The sequence below is a fragment of the Xanthomonas sp. DAR 80977 genome (genome assembly GCF_041240605.1).
Classification (GTDB): domain Bacteria; phylum Pseudomonadota; class Gammaproteobacteria; order Xanthomonadales; family Xanthomonadaceae; genus Xanthomonas_A; species Xanthomonas_A bundabergensis.
Map to the genome: position 1 here is coordinate 1,217,114 of NZ_CP162487.1, position 16,716 is coordinate 1,233,829.

Below are 16,716 nucleotides of genomic sequence, written 5' to 3' on the forward strand. Positions count from 1 at the left end.
CCGAAAGTGCATCGTGGTCAGCAGCATGGCCGCGTCGCTCAGCTGCGTTTGCGCGGCTTGCCGCGCGTCGGCTTCTTGCCGATATCCGCGCCGGGTGTGTGCTGCGCCGCCAGCGCGCCGCCGTCGTGCAGTTGCTGCAGCCACGACAGCGCGTCGACGTAGGCCAGGAAGTGCTGCAGATAGCCCGGCGACAGCGTGCGCATCAGCGCCAGCGAGCGGTGCACCAGCACGCCCGAATTCAGCGGGCCGGCATCGGAAGGCGCCTGCTGCAACGATTGCCGCAGCTGGCTGCGGCCGCGCAATTCGGTCCACAGCCTGCGCGCGTCGTCGAGTGCGGGCAGCGGCGCAGACGGCGGCGGCATGGCGTTCGCCGCGTCGTTCGCCGCGTTGCTGGCGAAGCGGTCCATCAGCTCGCCGAGCGGGCTGCGTGCGCTCGCGGTCGCGGCCGGCGCGGTATCGGCATCATCGGCACCGGCACCGGCACCGGCACCGGCACCGACATCGACATCGACACCGACATTGGCATCGGTGTCGGTATCGGTATCGCTCGTCGTCGCCGGCATCCTGGCCAGGTCCGCGGCATAGGCATCGAGCAACGCGGACAGCTTCTGCTCCAGCAGGCGCCGCGCTTCGCCGTGGTGGGCGTCGGCGCGCCGCGCCAGCGCCTCGATGAAGCCGAAGCGCAGCGGATCCAGGCGATCGGCCTGCCGCTGCCGCCAGGCGCCGAGCCGTTCGCTCGCGGGTGTCGGGTCAGCGCGCATGCGGGATCGCGGCGGACTTGGCCAGCTTCGGCAGCGGCGCCATCTCCACGCGCCGGTTGCTGGCGCGTCCGGCTTCGTCGACGTTCGGGCTCACCGGCTGCTGCGCGCCGAACGCGGCGGCGAACACCGCGTCGGCCGGCACGCCTTCGTCGATCAGCGCACGGGTCACGGTCAGCGCGCGCTGCGCCGACAGTTCCCAGTTGTCGGCGAACTGGCGGTTGCTGTCGCGGACCTGGCGGTCGTCGGTGAAGCCGCTCACCATCAGGATTTCGCCGCGCGCCTTGAGGTAGCCGGCCAGCGGCGCGGCCAGGCTGTTCAACAGGTCGCGCCCTTCGGGTTGCAGCTGGTCGGAATTGAGCGCGAACAGCACGCTGCCGCGGATGCCGATGCGGCCGTCGACCAGGGTCACCCGGCCCGCCGCCAGCGGCGCGGCCAGCGCCTGTTCCAGGGTCTTGCGTTGTCGCGCCTCGGCCTGCCGCTGCCGGACTTCCTCGTCGAGCTTGTGCGACAGCTGCAGTTGCACGCCGATCACGCCGATCAGGATCAGCACGAAGGCGCCGAGCAGCACCGACATCAGGTCGCCGAACACGGCCCAGATCGGCGCGCCGGCGTCGGCTTCGATCTCGAGCTCGTCGCTCATGCCGCTTCGGCTCCGTCATGCGCAGGCCCGGCCGACAGCTGGCGCAGTTCCTCGATGATCTGCTTCTGCGACAGCATGCTCAGGTCGATGACTTCGCGCGCCTGGGCGACGTAGTAGGCCAACTGCTCGTCGCTGCGCGCGAGCGACTTGTCCAGCGCCTGCTCGAGGCCCTGCAGGCGCTCCAGCAACGCGTCGTTGGACTGGCCGAAGGCCTGCACCGCGCCACCGAAGGCATCGCCCAGGCTCGCCACCTCGGTGGCGCCGACCGCGACCTGCGCGGCCACCGATTCGAGCTTGCCGGTCTCGGCTTCGATGTGGTCGGTGAAGCGCGTGCCGACGCGATCGAGCAGATCCGCCGAGGTGGTGACCAGGGCGTCCACCGCGCTGCGTTGCTCGGTGGAGGCGTGGTTCACCGCGTCGAGCAAGGTGTGCAGCGTGTCCAGCAGGCGGCTGCGCTCCTCCAGCATGGCGGTGTCGCGGACCATGCTCTCGGAGAGTTTCTGGCGCAGCTCGGCGACGACGTCGGCGGCGGCCTTCGGCGCTTCCGAGGCGGTCTGCACCAGGCGCGAGATCTCGGCGATGGTGTCGCTGGCATGCGCCTGGGTCTGCGCCGCGATCGCACCGGCGGTGCGTTCGAGCGTGTCGCAGATGTCCTGCTGGCGCTGCGCGATGCGCTCGCCGTTGCGCTCCCAGTCCGCGTTCAAGGCGGCGACCATCGCGCCGAACGTGTCCGTCCACGTGGCCAGGCGCGCCTGGTCGCGCGCCTGCAGCGCGTCCTGCAACTGCGCATGCGATCGCTGCATGGCCTCGACCAGCGCCGCCGCGCGCTGTTCCAGCGTCGTCGCGGCCGCGTCCAGCGCCTGCGCGTTGCGCGCCGCCAACTGCGCGTTGATCGCTTCCTGACGCGACAGCGCCTCGTGCCAGGCCTGCCTGGCGCCATCGGCAGTGGCGTCCAGACGCGCCGACACGGCGTCCAGCAGGCCGCCCGAGCGCGTGGCGAAGCTGTCGCCGAAGCCTTGCAGCGCGCTGCGCAGGTCCTGGACCAGCGCCGCGTTGCTATCGCGTTGCCCGGCCAACGCGGCGTCCCAGGTCTGCGCGGCGCGCGCAGCGGCGCTTTCGAAGCCGCTGCTCAGCCCGTCCAGTTGCCGTTGCACGGCCTGGCCGACGCGTTCGTGCAGCGTGGCGGTTTCGCGCGCCAGGCCGTCCAGCGTGGCCTGCACCACCGGCTGCAGCGCGGCGCCGAGCGCACGCGCGTTTTCGGCGACGCCGGCCTGCAGCGAGTGCTCCACCGCGCCGGCCAGGCGCGTGTAGGCGGCCTCGGTCCTGGCGTGGAAGGCGTCCTGGTTGCTGGCCAGGCGTTCGCCGCTGGCGGCGCCCTGCTGCTCGATGCCCGCCGCCATCGCCTGCAGCCGGTCGATCAGCGCCGGCATCAATTCGGTCTGCCGCTGCAGCAGCTTGAACGCTTCGTTGCGCTGGAACGCCTGCGAATGGACGTGCAGCGTGGTCGCGATGGCCAGGTCGAGCCCTTGCACCGCCTGCAGCCGCTCGCGCCGGCACAGCGCGGCGAGCAGGCCGAGCATCGCCGAGCTGGCCACGCCGGCGATCGAGGTGCCGAACGCGAAGCCCAGGCCCTTGACCGGTGCGGCCAGCGAGTCGCGGATGGCCTGCAGGTCGGTCGCGCTTTCCAGCGCCAGGCCGGTGCCGCGCAGGGTCGCCATCATGCCCAGGAAGGTACCGAGCATGCCCAGCAGCACCAGCAGGCCGACCAGGTACGGGGTCAGCCCCGGCCCCGGCAGGGCGACGCGCTCGCCCTCGATGCGCAGGCGCACCGCGTTGCGCAGGCTCGGGTCCAGGCGCTGCAGCCAGCCGCCCAGGTCGGATTGCGCCGCGTCCGCGTCGGCCACGGCGTGGGCGAGCGTGGCCGTGGCCTGCCGGTAGCGGTACAGCTCCAGCGCGCCGGCGACGTAGCACGCGCCGATCAGCAGCGCGAAGCTGGCGCCCAGCGGGTTGGAGCCGAGGTAGCCCACGCCGATCCAGCACACGGCGGCGAGGCCGGCCAGGAACACGAGGGAATTGAACAGGTTCTTGAACATGAGGTCTCGGTCAGCGGGTGCGAAGCGCTGCGAGCAGCCCTTCGATGGGATGGAAGCGGACGTCCAGCTCGGCGCGCAGCACGTGCTGCATGTCCTGGCGGAACACCTCCAGCCAGGCGCCGGCGCTCGGCGGCTGCGGGAGGTCCGCCGCTTGCGCATCGGCCGGCGGCGTGTGCCCGGCCTCGCGCAGGCGTTCGAAATGCTGCCCCAGCAGCCTCGGCACGGCGGCCAGCAGGGTCTGCTCGCGCGGGCTCAGGGTCAGCTCCATGACCGCATCCACCTCCGCCAGCCGCGCCATGTCGGCCGAGGACCGCGCCAGCGTGTCGCGCAGCTGGCCGCGCAGGCGGCCGGTGGCGGTCAGCATCGACCGTTGCAGCGATAGGTAGCGCTGCTGGAACGGCGCATAGTCCGGTGCCGCCTGCGCATCGGCGGCGGCGCCGTGCCGGGTTCCGGGCCTGCCTGCGTCGGCGGCGTTGTCGGCGCCGATCGCGGCTTCCAGCGTGCCGCGCACCCGCGCGCATTCGGCTTCGTCGACGCCCTCGAACGGCGCATCGGCGTCGATCGCGGGCAGCTTGCCATCCAGCGCCCTGGACACGGCCACGGCGCGCGTCCAGTCGATCCATTGGCCGAGCCGGTCGGCCAGCGCAGGGCTGGTCGGCGCGATCTCGGCCTCGGTGAGACGTGCGAGGAGGCGAATGAACGCCGGGCCCGGGACAGGCGGCCGTGGAGGAGCTTTCGCCATGCTTGTGCGTAAAACGCGCAATTTTACACGCGAATGACAGCGTGGGCCGGGCAGACCCCGGATGCATGCCGAAAACCGGTCAGGCCGGTCCGGCGCGGTTCAAACACCCGGTGTGGGTTGCTGGCCGCTGCCCGCCCCGCATGCGCAAGCCTGGCGGGGGCACGGATTGCGGGCCAAGAACCAGCGCCAGCGGGCGGCTGGCTGCGCTTCGCGCCACACGCCCGGAGAGCTGTGCCGCAGTGGCGGCGCGGCCCGCAAGGATCCTGTCGCGGGCGCCCCTGCGCCCGCTACAGCCGCTGTTCGCCGCGCAGCAGCGGATACGGGTTGAGCGATTCGCCTTTCCACCACTGCTTTTCCGGGCCCAGCCGGTGGATCTCGAAATGCAGGTGCGGCGCGCCGGGGTCGGCGTTGCCGGTGCTGCCGACGTAGCCGATCACCTGGCCGCGGCGGATCGCCTGCTTCTCCGCCAGCCCGTCGGCATAACGCTGCAGGTGCGCGTAGTAGTAGGCATAGCGGCCGCTGGGTTCGAACTGGTACACGGTGAGGCCGCCGCGCTCGCTGTAGAACAGCTTCTCCACGCTGCCGTCGGCCACCGCCAGCACCGGCGTGCCGGCCGGCGCCAGGATGTCGATCGCATCGTGGCGGCGGCCCTGGCTGCGGGCGTCGGTGAAGGTGTCCTGCAACTGCTCGCCGGTCACGCCTTGCACCGGGATCAGCAGGTCGGCCGAGCCATTCGCCGGCGCGGCTCCGGCCGCCTCCGCGGTCGCGGCAGGCGGCGTCGGCGCGATGTCCGCCGCGACGGGCGGAGGCGAGGGCGCGGCCGCTTGCGATTGCGTCGTTGCCGGCGCAGCAGCGGGCTGCATCGTGGGCGTGGCAGCTGCCGCGTCGCTGGCGGACGCTGTCGCGGCCATCGCGCTGGGACGCACCTGCACCCCGGCGCGCAGCACCCAGTAGCCCAGCGCCAGCGCCACGATCAGCATCGCCAGGCTCAGCAGCGTCTTCATCCGCTCACTCCTGCATGGTCACCGGCACCGACGCGTTGACCGCGGCGGCAACGGTCAGCGCATCCCAGTTGGTCAGGCGCACGCAGCCATGCGATTGCGCCTTGCCGACCCGCGCCGGATCCGGCGTGCCGTGCAGCCCGTAATGATCCTTGGACAGATCGATCCACACCTCGCCGACCGGATTGTTCGGGCCTGCCGCCAGCGTCGCCTTCTTGTCCGACTTGTCGGCGTCCCAGAACAGCTTGGGGTTGTAGTGGAAGGTCGGCTGCCGTACCACGCCCTTGATCTTCCAGTCGCCGATCGGCAGCGGGTCGTGCTCGCTGCCGGTGGAGGCGGGGAACTGGGCCAGGATCGCGCCGCCGGCATCGAGCAGGCGCACGGTGGAGTCGGATTTGTCGACCACCAGCTTGGCCGCCTTCGGCAGCGCGGCGGTGCCGAGCACGTTCGGCACCTGCACGCTGGCACCGGCCTGGGCGAAGTCGGTCGACGGGTTCAGCGCGCGCAACAGCGCGGGCGCGGCGTGGAAGCGTTCGCCCAGGCGCTCTTCCACCGATTCGTAGCCCAGCGCCGGCAGCTTGGCCTTCTCCGCGGTGTCCTCGGGAATCTTCGGGAAGGGGCCGGCGACGTCCTCGGCGGTGAGCGTGTAGGCGACCAGCGCGGGCGCGGCGTCCTGCGCCAGGGCCTGCCAGGTGGCGTCGTCGAGTTCGCCGTTGACGGTCAATCCGCGTGCGGCCTGGAAGCCGGACACCGCGCGGCGCTGGTTGGAACCGGGCTGCCCGTCGATCTCGCCCGGCGAGAAGTGCGCGCGATCCAGCAGCACCTGCGCGCGCAGCGGCGAACGCTCGCCGCTGTCCGTTGCCGCAGTGGAGGTCGCGGCCTTGGCCGGCGGCTGCGCCGATGCGCTGCCGGCTGCGCTCCCCAACAGCACGGCGAGGCAGGCGAGTGGAAGCGATAGACGGGACATCGGCGACTCCGGCATGAATTGCCGTCACCATGCCCATGCGCGGCGACTAGCCAGCGTGAAATGGCTGGCTGCGCGCTGACCAGAAGCGCGTCAGCGCGGCCGGGACGCGCTCGTGCGACGCATCGCGCAGCGTCCATCGTCGCTGCGTCGCCGCAAGTGGCGAGGCCAGAACCGTGCGTGTGCCGTCGCGCCTCCGACATTGTCGGCTCGGGCACACCGCAGCTGGCGCCGCTGTGGGAGCGGCTTCAGTCGCGATGGGCGTTCCCGGTAGTTCCTGCTGTCGTCACCGATGACCCGAAGCCGCCCGGAGTCGCTCCCACACGCGTCGTTGTCTGCATGGCGCCGAAGTCGCCGCCCGTGGCCGTGCATCGGCGCCTTCATGCGCTCGCCGCGGCGGCGCAGTGCCTCCGGCGCGCCGCGCCGAAGGCAGGCCGCGCTCAGTAGGTGTAGCCCAGCGTCAGCATGTACACCCGCCCGGTCTCGACATAGGCGCCGTCGGCGCCGGGATCGTAGGCCAGGTAGCGCCTGGACTTGCCCTGGGTTTCGTAGAACGTGGCTTCGTCGAGCAGGTTCTTGACCGACACGCCCACGTCGATGCCGTGCGGCAGGTGGTAGGTGGCGTTCAAGTCCAGCGACTTCACCGGCTGCAGGTAGTAGTCGAGCCGGTCGCTGGTCAGGCCGAGCAGTTGCAGGCCGGTGTAGTTGTAGCTCAGGTCGGCGCGCAGCTTCGTGTCGTCGTAGAACAGGCCGAGGTTGTAGATCCGCTCCGGCGCGCGCGGCAACCAGGTCTTCTGCGGGTGATCCTCGCGCTTGCTGTCGGCTGCGCTGTGCTGCAGGGTGAGGTTGGCGGTGGCGCCGAAATTGCCCCAGATGCCCGGCAGGTCCTGCAGGCGCTTGCTCAGCGCCAGCTCCACGCCGTACAGCCTGGCGGTGCCGCCGTTCTGCGGCATGGTCACCGGCACGCCGTTTTCCAGGGTGGTGCCGGTGGGAACCAGGCCGCCGAGGGTACTGTCGTTGCTGGTGGACGACTGCGAGGTGTAGACGAAGCCGGTGATGCGCTTGTAGTAGGCCGAGGCGCTGAGCACGCCGCCGTGGGCGTCGTAGAACTCCGCCGACAGGTCGGCGTTGTCGGCCTTGCTCGGATTCAGGTCGGGATTGGGCTTGGAAATGCCCAGCAGCTTGCCGCTGGTGTCGTCGATCGAATAGACCGTCTCGCCGGAAATCAGGCCGAACGCCGGGCGGCTGAAGCTGCGCCGCAGCGAGGCACGATAGACGGTGAGAGCGTCCGGGCGATAGTTGAGGTTGATCCCGGGCAGCACGTCGCCGTAGGTGCGGCCGGTGCCGACGAAGCGGCCGCTGGCATCGTCGCCATTGGACTGCCAGGAATCGGCCGAGTAGCGGGTCAGTTCGTAGCGCACGCCGGGCAGCACGGTCACCGCGCCCAGGTGCAGCGTGGCCATGGCGTAGCCCGAATAGATCGATTCGGTGCTGGAGGTGGTGTTGGCGTTGTAGTCGTTGGCGGTATACACGCCGGCGCCATTGGGATCGTCGACGTACTTGTAGGGCACCGCCTGCGCCAGCACCCAGTTGCGGTCCACGATCTTGAGCGGACCGGCGAACCTGCCGTCGAAGCCGCCGTTGACGATCTTGCCGGGCAAGGCCGACAGGGCGGGGCCGCCTGCCGCATAGAACGGATAGTCGGGGCCGCCGAAGTAGGGGCCGCCGTAGACGAAGTTGTTGTCGTTGTGGAAGAAGGCGTGATCGTAGGCGCCGCGCTCGGAATGGTCCGCCGACAGGCCGACCTTGACGCTGTCCAGCACATCGCCATCGACGCGGTAGGCGATGTCGGCATGCGCGTTGATGCGGTTGTCGTGGCTGCCGGCGTCGTGACCCTGCACTTTCCAGAAGTGCGGGGTGTCCAGGTTGTAGAAGAAGCGCTTCAGCGCGCTGGAACTGGGCGCCAGGTTCGGATAGGTCGGGTCGCTGAGGTCGAACGCGTAGTTGCCGGTGGTGAGCGCATACATGCTCGCTTCGACGTAGTCCGGGCGGTTGCGGGTGCCGCGGCCGACCGAGCCGCCGTAGTCGAAGCGCAGCCGGTCCACGGTGGTGGCGCCGCCAAGCTGCAGCGTCGCCAGTGTTTCCTTGATGTCGCGCGTGTTGAAGTATTCGCCGCGCACCGCGATCGGCGCGCCGCCGCTGCTGGCCGACGCGGCGCCGGCCTGGTCCTGCTGCCCGGTGACCTTGTAGGCGCCGTAGATCGCGCGGGCATACAGCGTGCTGTTCTCGCCCTGCCAGTCGAGCGCCAGGTTGGCGCCGTAGCGTTCGATCTGGTTGGTGTACAGGCTGTATTTGTACTGCGTGTTCGCCAGCGGGCCGACATCGCGCAGGTCGGTGGCGGCGGCTTGCGCCGGATCGACCGGGGTGTAGCTGGTGTTGGGCGAGGTGGCCTGCGCCAAAGTGTGCGACTTGCCGTAGTAGCCGGATGCGTAGAGGCCGAACGCCTGGTTGTCGCCGAATTTCCAGGCCAGTTCCTGCTGCACGGTGCCGCCCTTGTCCTTCACCCCCAGGTCCGAGGCCAGTGCGCTGAGCCTGCCCTGCGCGGTGGTCTTGGCGTAGAAGGCGCGGTCGAAGTCGAATGCGCTGGGGGTGCGCATGTCGATGGCGCCGCCGATGGAGTCGCCCGGCATGTCCGCGGTCGGCGCCTTGGAGACCTGCACCGACTGGATGCCGAACGGGGCCAGCATGTTCAACGAGATCGCGCGGGTCGAGGAGTCGGTTTCCGGCAGGCCGAAGCCGTTGAGGGTGTAGGCGTTGTAGCTGGCGTCCATGCCGCGGATGCTGACGTAGGCGTTCTCGCCGGTGGCGGCCTGGCCCAGGTGCATGTCGCTGTAGGCGGACAGCCCCGGCATGTGCGCGAGCACGTCGGCGATGCCGGCCGACGGGATCGCGTCGATCTGCTGCTTGTCCAGCACGCTGTTGACGCCGGCGGACAGGCGCTGCTCGGCGATCGAACCCGGCGCGGGCGCCTGGTCGGCCTCCACGTCGACCGATGCCAGGGTCTTGGGCGCCGCCTGTTCCGGGGTGTCGGCGAATGCCGGCGCGGACAGCGCCAGGACGATGGAGCAGGCCAGTCGGCCGATCGGGTAGGTGCGCTGCATGTCGGTGGCTCGGGTGGGGGCTGGGAGGAATCGGTCGGACCCGATCGCGCACACGCCGCCGCCGGCGATCGCGATCGCACGTGCGTTGCGCAGCGGCGGGTTCAGTCGTGGCGCAACGGCCGCGCGCCTAGCGGGTCAGGTCGCTGCCTGCGCAGTTCACGGACGGGAATTGCGGATTGCAGCGGGCCGCCGCGTCGCCTGCGAAGCGCACCACATAGCCGGAGTCGGCCGGCTCGTGGTCCGGATAGTCGGTGCTGAGCAGTTGCGCGCCGCTGGCCAGCATGCTGTCGCGGCGCGCGGTGTCGTTGCGCGCCGGTTCCTTCAGGTCCGCATCGGTGCGGGTGCGCACCAGGTATCCCGCCTTGACCAGGCGCGCGATCTCTTCGGCGCTGCCGTCGTTGCGCTCGGTGAAGGCCGCATCGTCTTCGCCGGGAATGGCATTGGTGAAGCACACGCGGCCGCGCAGCGAGGGATGGCCCGGCAGGTAGTGCCGGCCCACCGAATGCTGGTCGAGCAGGAACACCACCTTGCCGCGCGCCTCGGCCAAGGGCGGCCAGCCGTGCGCAAGGATCGCGGCATTGAGCGTGGGCGCGCTGCCGCGCACCTGGTCGGGACTCAGATACTCGCCGCGCCGGAACACCGAGCGGATTTCCGCATCCAGCGCGTCCAGCGCCTTGCTGTCGAACGGCTCGGGCACAACCGTCGGGAACGCCAGCTGCAACGGCGATTCTTCGGTCTCCAGCAGCACGAACAGCGGAAGATGGTTCGGGTGCCGCTTGGACCATGCGCGCACTTCCTGCAGGCATGCCCGCAGCGGCTGGCAGGTGCTGCGCTGGTCCAGGTCCTGGACATGCATGACCTTGATGCCCGGCTTTTCCATCACCCCGGGCGGCGCCATGGCCGGCGCCGGCGGCAGTCCGGCCTTGGCGATCTGCCCGACGATCGCCGGGTGCGCATAGCGGCCGCCTTTCGTATCGGCGTAGATGTCCAGTTCGACCTGCCTGACGCCGTCGTCGAATTGCTGCGCCAGCGGCGGATGGCGGTAATCCAGCGTCGCGAACGCGGCCGGATCGGTGCGTTTCCACAGTTCGGCTTCGCTGGGAGCGAAGCCGGCGTGGTAGCTGTTGTGGCTGCCGATGTACTGCAGTTCGTTGAGCCGCGGCGCGGCGTGCAGCGCCAGCGGAACGAGCGACAACAGTGCGAACAGTGCGTGCCTGATACGGTTGATACGTTCGACGCGGGCACCATGCACTGCCGCGCGATTCGCCCGATCCAGTGCCGGATGAGCAGATGAAGGGAAGCGCATGCAGCGAGGCCGGATCACAAGGTGTGATGATCATCCCGACTCAGCTTGACGCAATGCTTTCCATCTTGTTGCCGCGCCGCGTCACACGTTGCCACGTTCACCATCGGCATGGCCCGCTGCGCCGGGGTGGCGCAGCGGGCGGCATGCGTTGCCGGCTAGTGCGAAGCGCCCGCCGGCAATGGCGTGTTCAACGCGGCGTCCTTGCCGAAGGCCTTGAGCATCACGTCGGGGCGGTTGGTGGTGATGTAGTCGACGCCGAGGTTGTACAGCAGGCGCGCGGTGTCGGCATCGTCCACGGTCCATGCGCCGAGCGGCAGATGGTCGCGTCTGGCCTGCGCCAGGTCGGCGGCGGTGATGTCGGCATAGTTGATGTCCCAGACCGCGCCGCCTTCGTCCCTGACCGCCTGGCCGACCGAACGTCCGCCCAGTCCATCCAGGCCGCTCATCTGCTGCATGACGCTGTGCGCATCCTTGTTGGTCAGCGCACGCGCGTCGTCGCGGGCCAGTGCACGCTTGACGTCCTGGGTCAGGAACACCAGCCGGATCGCCGGGTCGAGACGATGGATCGCACGCAGCACGTTCCAGTCGAAGCACAGCACATAGGTGCGCTGCTTGAAATCGTTCTTGTCCAGCGCCTGCACCACGCCGCGCGCCAGCACCTCGGGGCCGGCGCTCAATCCGGGCACGATCGGCAGGGATTTTATTTCCAGGAACAGCTGCGTTTTGTCGTCGTGGCCGCGGATCAGCGCGATCAGTTGGTCCAGCGTGGGCACGCGCTCGCCGTCGACCGCCACCAGCGCAGGGTGTTCCTTGGCATACGCCGAATCCGGGCGCGCGCGGCCGATGTCGTAGCCTTCGATCTGCGCGTAGGTCATGGCCGACAACGGCGTCCTGGGTGCGTTCCATTGCCCGCTGCTGTCGCGCGCGACATCGGCATTCAGGAAGAAATCGTGGTTGATGACCCACACGCCGTCCTGGGTCAGGTGCACATCGGTCTCCAGCGCGTCGGCGCCCAGTTCCAGCGCTTCGCGAAACGACGACAGCGTGTTCTCGGGACGGATTCCCGCGGCCCCGCGGTGACCGACGATGGCCGGACGCCCGGGCCGGTCGTAGCTGCCGCTGTAGGCATCGGGGCCATCGGCATGCGTGCCGGCGATGGCGGGCAGGCCGCCGCACGACAACAGGGAAAGCAACACAGCGAGCGATCGGGATCCGCGCATGAACGACGTGCCTTTGGTCTTGGGGGAATGAGCGACGTGCCGCCAGCGTCCTGCATCCGGCCGCCATCCATTGCCGGGGCGAACGGCGCAATGCAAAAACAACCGTGCGCAGTGCGACCGGCAGGCCGATGGACGGCCGCCGTGGTGGATGGACGTGGGTGCCGATGCGGCGGGCGAGGCCAGCTTACGCAGCGGATGTGGCGATGCGGTGACCTCGGCGACGACCGAGGTGCAGGCGGGCGGTGCAGGCGTCGCCGCGTCGCCGCGGCGCGGTCCTCAGGGCTGGCGGGTCTGTCGCAGTGCGTAGGCCAGCAGGCGCGCCTGCACGCGCTCGCCGATGCCGCGCGGCGCGTCCAGCGCCATGCGCTGCAGGCAGGCCGCATCGCCAGCCTGCCGCGACAGCAGCGCGCGCGCCACGGTGGCGAGCTTGGCACCGCTGCCGGCGGTATGGCGCTTGAGCCAGGTCAGCGCGCGCAACAGGCGCTGTTCGATCTCGGTGAAGTCGCTGCCCAGCGGATAGTCGGGCAGGCTGCCGTCGGCGCGGAACGGAGCCAGCGCCGCGCGCACGCGTTCGGCGCGGTTGCGCTGCCATCGCGGCAGCGCGACGTCGCTGCGCAGCTTGCCAGCCTGCCTGGCCTCGGCCAGCAGCGCAGGCTGGAATGCCGCATCGGCGATGCCGATCATTTCGATCGCGCAGTCCTCGTCGGTCATGCCGCGCAGGTCGGCGATGCCGTATTCGTTGAGGTAGATGTCGCGCAGGTGGCGCGGGATGGTGGTGTGGCCGTAGTTCCAGCGCAGGTTGGAGTGCAGCGCGGGCGCCTCGCCGCGGGTGGCGCGGAACATCAGCACGCTGCGCGCGTCGTCCAGGGCGTGCGCCATCGCCACGAAGTTGTACTGGCCGCCGACCCCGGACACCACGCGGCCGTCGTCCAGCGCATCGGACACCGCCGCGCCCAGCACGGTGGCCATCATGCACGAGTTGAAGAAGCGCGCCTCGCGCCGTTGCAGGCGGCGCAGGCGCTCGTCGCCGTAGAGCTGGTTGATCGCGCTGATCCGGTGCATGCCGATGGCCGCACGCGCCTCCGCCGGCATCTCGCGCAGCCAGGCGTAGAACTCGGGCGAGCCGAGATAGAACGCGCCCTGCAGGTATTCGCCATCGCGCTGCAGCCGCGCCTGGTCGTCGGCGTCGGCGCTGCCGTCGGCCACGCGCTGCATCAACTCCGCATCGTCCAGCACCTTGCGCCGGATCACGCCGCACTGGACCAACTGGCGGAAGCCTTCGTTGAGCATTTCGCTGCAGCCGAACAGGCCGATCGAGAACGGTTCCAGCCCGCCGCAGTCGCGCACCGCCGGGTGCGTTTCCAGCGCCGGATCCAGCGCCGCCAGCACCTGCCGGTAGCGCGCGTTGTCGGTGTGCCGCAGCACCAATGCGTGGCACAGCGCATCGGCCAGCGTGCCGATGCCGATCTGCAGCGTGCCGCCGTCGCGCACCAGCGCGCTCGCATACAGGCCGATGGCGTAGTCGGCATCGGCCACCGGCTGCCGCGGCAGCCCGAACAGGCGCGGATACGGCCCCGGCGGGTCCACCACCACGTCGAAGAACGCCGGCTCCACCGCCGCGCTGCCGCCGATCCACGGCAACTGCGGATCGACCTCGGCGACCAGCAGCGGCCGCGGCAGCCCGCGCCGGCGCACCGCGTCCAGCGTGTCCTGGGTGATGTCGTTGTTGCACGAGAACGACAGGCGCGTGCCGTCGGGTTCGCGCGCCACCTTCTGCACGATCAGGTTGGGCGCGCGCTGCGCCACCGCATCGGCGGCATGGGTGTAGTTGAGGCTGGTGTAGCTGCGCTGCGCCTGGGTCGAGCGCAGCAGCGCGCCGGACTGCATGTAGAACTCCTCGACCTGGATGTGCGCCGGCAACGCATCGCGCTGCATGGCCTGCACGTACTTGAGCGTCGGGAAATCCTCGCCGAAATGGCGCTGCACGAACGGGCCCGCGAAGCGGCCTTCCAGTCCGCCGCCGGGCGCCGGCGGGTTCAGCGACAGCGCGGTGTAGAGCTGCAGCGGCCGCTGCGGATCGGCCGCGACCCGGTCGTACAGCGCGTTGAGCAGGCGGTGCGGCTTGCCGATGCCCAGCGGCGCGCCGATGCGCAGCGCGCCGGGGATGCGCTGCAGGATGAGGTCGGCAGCGGCGTCGAGGTCTTCGATGTGGTCGGTCATCGGCATAGCTTAGGCGAGCGCCGCGGGTCCATGCTTCCGCGCAGTCCGTGGGCGCTTGACAAGCGGTTCGTTTACTCGTGTAATCGTTAAAAATTACAGGCGTAAACGAAATGTCGATCAGCGATGCCGAAGCCGTGGTGATGGAGGTGCTGTGGAACCGGCACCCGCTCAGCGCCGAAGAGGTGTTCGCCGCCCTGTCCGGGCATGGCGGCTGGGCCGAACCCACGGTCAAGACCTTGCTCAATCGCCTGCTCAACAAGGGCGCGATCCGCGCCGACAAGCAGGGTCGCCGCTATCTGTACGCGCCGTTGCTGCAGCGCGAACAGTGGGTGCAGCAACAGAGCGAAGGCCTGCTCGAACGCCTGTTCGGCGGCCGGGTGGCGCCGTTGGTGGCGCATTTCAGCGAGCGCGGCAAGCTCAGCGACGCCGATATCGCCGAACTCAAACGACTGATCCAGGAGCTGGACGATGAGCGTTGAAACCTTGCTAGCGGGGCTGTGGGCCACGGCGCTGTCCGGCAGCGCGGCGATCGTGGCGGTGTTGGCGTTGCGCGCGCCGTCGCGGCGGCTGTTCGGGGCCGGCATCGCCTATGCGCTGTGGAGCGCGGTGCCCTTGGCGATGCTGGCCGTGCTGCTGCCTGGCGATGTGCGCCCGGCGGGGTTGGCGCTGGCGATGCCGCAGGTCTGGGTCGGGGTGGCGCAGGGGACGGGTGGCGCGGCGGCTGCGATGTCGATGGCCGACACCCCGGTCGCGCCGTGGATGGCCGCGCTGTGGATGCTGGGCGCGGCGGCGATGGCCGCCGCCTTGTGGCGGCAGCAGCGGCGCTACCGGCGCAGCCTGGGGCGGCTGACGCAGGGCGCCGACGGCGTGCTGTACGCGCAACATGCGTTGCACGGTCCGCTGGTGCTGGGCGCCTGGCGCCCGCGCGTGGTGGTGCCGATAGATTTCGCGCAGCGCTATCCGGCGGCGCAGTCGCAACTGGTGCTGGCCCACGAGCGCATGCATATCACCCGCGGCGACACCCGCCACAACCTGCTGCTGGCGGTGTTGCGCTGCGTGTACTGGTTCAACCCGTTGCTGCACTGGGCCGCGGCGCGGTTCCGCTTCGACCAGGAACTGGCCTGCGATGCGGCGGTGCTGGCGCGGCATCCGGGTTCGCGCCGCAGCTACGCCGAGGCGATGCTGCAGACCCAGCTGGATGCGATCGCCTTGCCGGTCGGCTGCCATTGGCAGGCCGGGCAGACCTTGCGGCAGCGGATCGGGATGCTGCAGCGGCCGGCGGTGCGCGGCTGGCGGCGGCGTGCCGGCATTGCGCTGGTCGCGATGACGGCGATGTGCGGCGGCCTGGCCGCATGGGCATTGCAGCCACTGCAGGCGTCCGCGTTGGCGGGAAGCGGCATTGCGCCTGCGCTGTCGGATGCGCAAGCGCCGGATGCAGGCGCGCAGGCGGGGACTGGTTCAGGGTCGGGCGTAACGCCGACCGGCACCGCGATGCGCTCCTCGCCCACGTTCGCCTGGGCAGCCGATGCGGCGGCGGCCTCTGCCAAGCGTGGGAATACGCCTGCCAAGCCACTTGCGATGGCGCCACCCGCCTATCCGCGCGAATCGCTGCGCAAGGGCGCATCGGGAGAGGTGATGCTGCTGGTCAGCGTGGATGAAGCCGGTGCGGTCAGCGACGTGCGGCTGCTCGGGCATGGCACCGGCGATTCGGCGTTGGACCAGGCGGCGATTGCGGCGTCCCGGCAGTGGCGCTTCGAGCCGGCCCGCAAGCATGGGCGGGCGGTTGCTTCGCGACTGAAGATCCCTGTCAAATTCGAATCCGGGATGGAGCCGGTGGAGGCGCCGCCGAGGGTCGCCAACGCATCCAGTTACCTCTGGTATCGGCTGGATTTCGAGGGCGATGCGCGTCAATACAGCTGCGATATCCTCGTCGCCGATGACCAAGGGCCGACACAGCGCTTTTATTGCGGCTTGGGTGCAAAGACGGCCAAGCGATGAGCATGCGCATCATCTGCCTGGCTGGCGTATCCCTGTGCCTGGCCAGCTGCGCCAGCCAGCCGCCGCGCGCGCAGACGCAACGACTGGATTCGGTGGACCAGCGCCTGCTCGCGCCACGCGGCGATGGCGCCGCAGGTGGGGCCATCGCGGCCTATACGATGCAGCCGCAGCAGGTGTTCCGCATGCCGCAGCCGCTGGACGCGGCCACGCCGCAACTGCCGGCCGATTCGCCGCGGCGCACGCTGCCGCCGACCACGGTGTGCGTGCGCGTGATCCTGTCCGCGCAAGGCGCCGTGCAGCGCAGCGAGCCCTTGTACGACCGCGCGGAATGCAGTGCCGGTGCGCTGGCGGACAATGCCGATCTGCTGCAGGCGGTGCAGCGCGACGTCGCGCGCTGGCGCTTCGTGCCGGCGGCGATCTGCATCTATGCCGACCCCGCGCAGCGGCCGGCGGTGGAGGGGCGCTGCGACGATGCGCTGTCGGTGGAGGAGGTGCCGGTGACGCTGGCCTACGCGTTCACCTTCGAGGTGCGCGAGGGCAAGGCCAGCGTGCAGGCCGGGCGCGTGGGCGGCCGCGGCGCGCGTTGAGCGCGCGAGTTGGTGCCGGCCGG

At 70.2% G+C, this 16,716-nt stretch carries 13 protein-coding genes; 3 read left to right on the top strand and 10 right to left on the bottom strand.

The features are described 5' to 3' along the window. Positions 1-38: 38 nt before the first annotated feature. From AB3X10_RS05170 to AB3X10_RS05215, 10 genes are all read right to left on the bottom strand, one after another. On the bottom strand, positions 39-761 hold the full coding sequence (locus AB3X10_RS05170; protein WP_369979636.1) for a DUF2894 domain-containing protein: 723 nt from the start codon (positions 759-761) through the stop codon (positions 39-41). Next, positions 751-1,401 (bottom strand): OmpA family protein, encoded by a 651-nt coding sequence (locus tag AB3X10_RS05175; protein ID WP_369979638.1) that lies wholly within the window; start codon positions 1,399-1,401, stop codon positions 751-753. Before AB3X10_RS05175 ends, AB3X10_RS05170 begins: the two co-directional genes overlap by 11 nt. Next, positions 1,398-3,494: a DUF802 domain-containing protein gene (locus tag AB3X10_RS05180; RefSeq protein ID WP_369979640.1), complete on the bottom strand. Its 2,097-nt coding sequence runs from the start codon at positions 3,492-3,494 to the stop codon at positions 1,398-1,400. The genes AB3X10_RS05175 and AB3X10_RS05180 overlap by 4 nt, the downstream gene beginning before the upstream one ends. Before the next feature lie 10 nt (positions 3,495-3,504). Then, the gene (locus AB3X10_RS05185; protein WP_369979642.1) at positions 3,505-4,236 is read right to left on the bottom strand and encodes a DUF3348 domain-containing protein; all 732 of its coding nucleotides are present in this window, start codon (positions 4,234-4,236) and stop codon (positions 3,505-3,507) included. A gap of 287 nt (positions 4,237-4,523) precedes the next feature. Then, on the bottom strand, positions 4,524-5,240 hold the full coding sequence (locus AB3X10_RS05190; RefSeq protein WP_369979644.1) for a M23 family metallopeptidase: 717 nt from the start codon (positions 5,238-5,240) through the stop codon (positions 4,524-4,526). A gap of 4 nt (positions 5,241-5,244) precedes the next feature. Further along, the gene (locus AB3X10_RS05195) at positions 5,245-6,204 is read right to left on the bottom strand and encodes a L,D-transpeptidase family protein (protein ID WP_369979646.1); all 960 of its coding nucleotides are present in this window, start codon (positions 6,202-6,204) and stop codon (positions 5,245-5,247) included. A 437-nt stretch (positions 6,205-6,641) separates the two neighbouring features. Then, on the bottom strand, positions 6,642-9,362 hold the full coding sequence (locus AB3X10_RS05200; protein ID WP_369979647.1) for a TonB-dependent receptor: 2,721 nt from the start codon (positions 9,360-9,362) through the stop codon (positions 6,642-6,644). 127 nt (positions 9,363-9,489) lie between these two features. Further along, positions 9,490-10,668 (bottom strand): phosphatidylinositol-specific phospholipase C1-like protein, encoded by a 1,179-nt coding sequence (locus AB3X10_RS05205; protein ID WP_369981659.1) that lies wholly within the window; start codon positions 10,666-10,668, stop codon positions 9,490-9,492. Between the two features lie 155 nt (positions 10,669-10,823). After that, positions 10,824-11,864, bottom strand: coding sequence for a glycerophosphodiester phosphodiesterase family protein (locus AB3X10_RS05210; protein ID WP_369979650.1), 1,041 nt, complete (start codon positions 11,862-11,864; stop codon positions 10,824-10,826). 300 nt (positions 11,865-12,164) lie between these two features. Then, the gene (locus AB3X10_RS05215) at positions 12,165-14,108 is read right to left on the bottom strand and encodes an acetyl-CoA hydrolase/transferase C-terminal domain-containing protein (RefSeq protein ID WP_369979652.1); all 1,944 of its coding nucleotides are present in this window, start codon (positions 14,106-14,108) and stop codon (positions 12,165-12,167) included. Positions 14,109-14,218: 110 nt separating this feature from the next. On the opposite strand from AB3X10_RS05215, the gene AB3X10_RS05220 reads away from it, so the two are divergent. From AB3X10_RS05220 to AB3X10_RS05230, 3 genes are read left to right on the top strand one after another with little or no spacing between them, the layout of a single operon-like run. Next, complete coding sequence (locus tag AB3X10_RS05220; protein WP_369979655.1) at positions 14,219-14,587, top strand: BlaI/MecI/CopY family transcriptional regulator; 369 nt, start codon at positions 14,219-14,221, stop codon at positions 14,585-14,587. Then, positions 14,577-16,106, top strand: a complete 1,530-nt coding sequence (locus AB3X10_RS05225) for a TonB family protein (protein WP_369979657.1) — start codon at positions 14,577-14,579, stop codon at positions 16,104-16,106. The genes AB3X10_RS05220 and AB3X10_RS05225 overlap by 11 nt, the downstream gene beginning before the upstream one ends. After that, entirely contained in the window at positions 16,103-16,693 is a 591-nt protein-coding gene (locus AB3X10_RS05230; RefSeq protein ID WP_369979660.1) for a hypothetical protein, read from the top strand. The genes AB3X10_RS05225 and AB3X10_RS05230 overlap by 4 nt, the downstream gene beginning before the upstream one ends. Positions 16,694-16,716 lie beyond the last annotated feature (23 nt).

Excerpts from the sequence above, each read along its gene's own strand:
- AB3X10_RS05230 (WP_369979660.1), top strand. The coding sequence starts at position 16,103 with ATGAGCATGCGCATCATCTGCCTGGCTGGCGTATCCCTGTGCCTGGCC.
- AB3X10_RS05195 (WP_369979646.1), bottom strand. The coding sequence starts at position 6,204 with ATGTCCCGTCTATCGCTTCCACTCGCCTGCCTCGCCGTGCTGTTGGGG.
- AB3X10_RS05175 (WP_369979638.1), bottom strand. The coding sequence starts at position 1,401 with ATGAGCGACGAGCTCGAGATCGAAGCCGACGCCGGCGCGCCGATCTGG.
- AB3X10_RS05215 (WP_369979652.1), bottom strand. The coding sequence starts at position 14,108 with ATGACCGACCACATCGAAGACCTCGACGCCGCTGCCGACCTCATCCTG.
- AB3X10_RS05185 (WP_369979642.1), bottom strand. The coding sequence starts at position 4,236 with ATGGCGAAAGCTCCTCCACGGCCGCCTGTCCCGGGCCCGGCGTTCATT.
- AB3X10_RS05170 (WP_369979636.1), bottom strand. The coding sequence starts at position 761 with ATGCGCGCTGACCCGACACCCGCGAGCGAACGGCTCGGCGCCTGGCGG.
- AB3X10_RS05200 (WP_369979647.1), bottom strand. The coding sequence starts at position 9,362 with ATGCAGCGCACCTACCCGATCGGCCGACTGGCCTGCTCCATCGTCCTG.
- AB3X10_RS05225 (WP_369979657.1), top strand. The coding sequence starts at position 14,577 with ATGAGCGTTGAAACCTTGCTAGCGGGGCTGTGGGCCACGGCGCTGTCC.
- AB3X10_RS05190 (WP_369979644.1), bottom strand. The coding sequence starts at position 5,240 with ATGAAGACGCTGCTGAGCCTGGCGATGCTGATCGTGGCGCTGGCGCTG.
- AB3X10_RS05205 (WP_369981659.1), bottom strand. The coding sequence starts at position 10,668 with ATGCGCTTCCCTTCATCTGCTCATCCGGCACTGGATCGGGCGAATCGC.
- AB3X10_RS05220 (WP_369979655.1), top strand. The coding sequence starts at position 14,219 with ATGTCGATCAGCGATGCCGAAGCCGTGGTGATGGAGGTGCTGTGGAAC.
- AB3X10_RS05180 (WP_369979640.1), bottom strand. The coding sequence starts at position 3,494 with ATGTTCAAGAACCTGTTCAATTCCCTCGTGTTCCTGGCCGGCCTCGCC.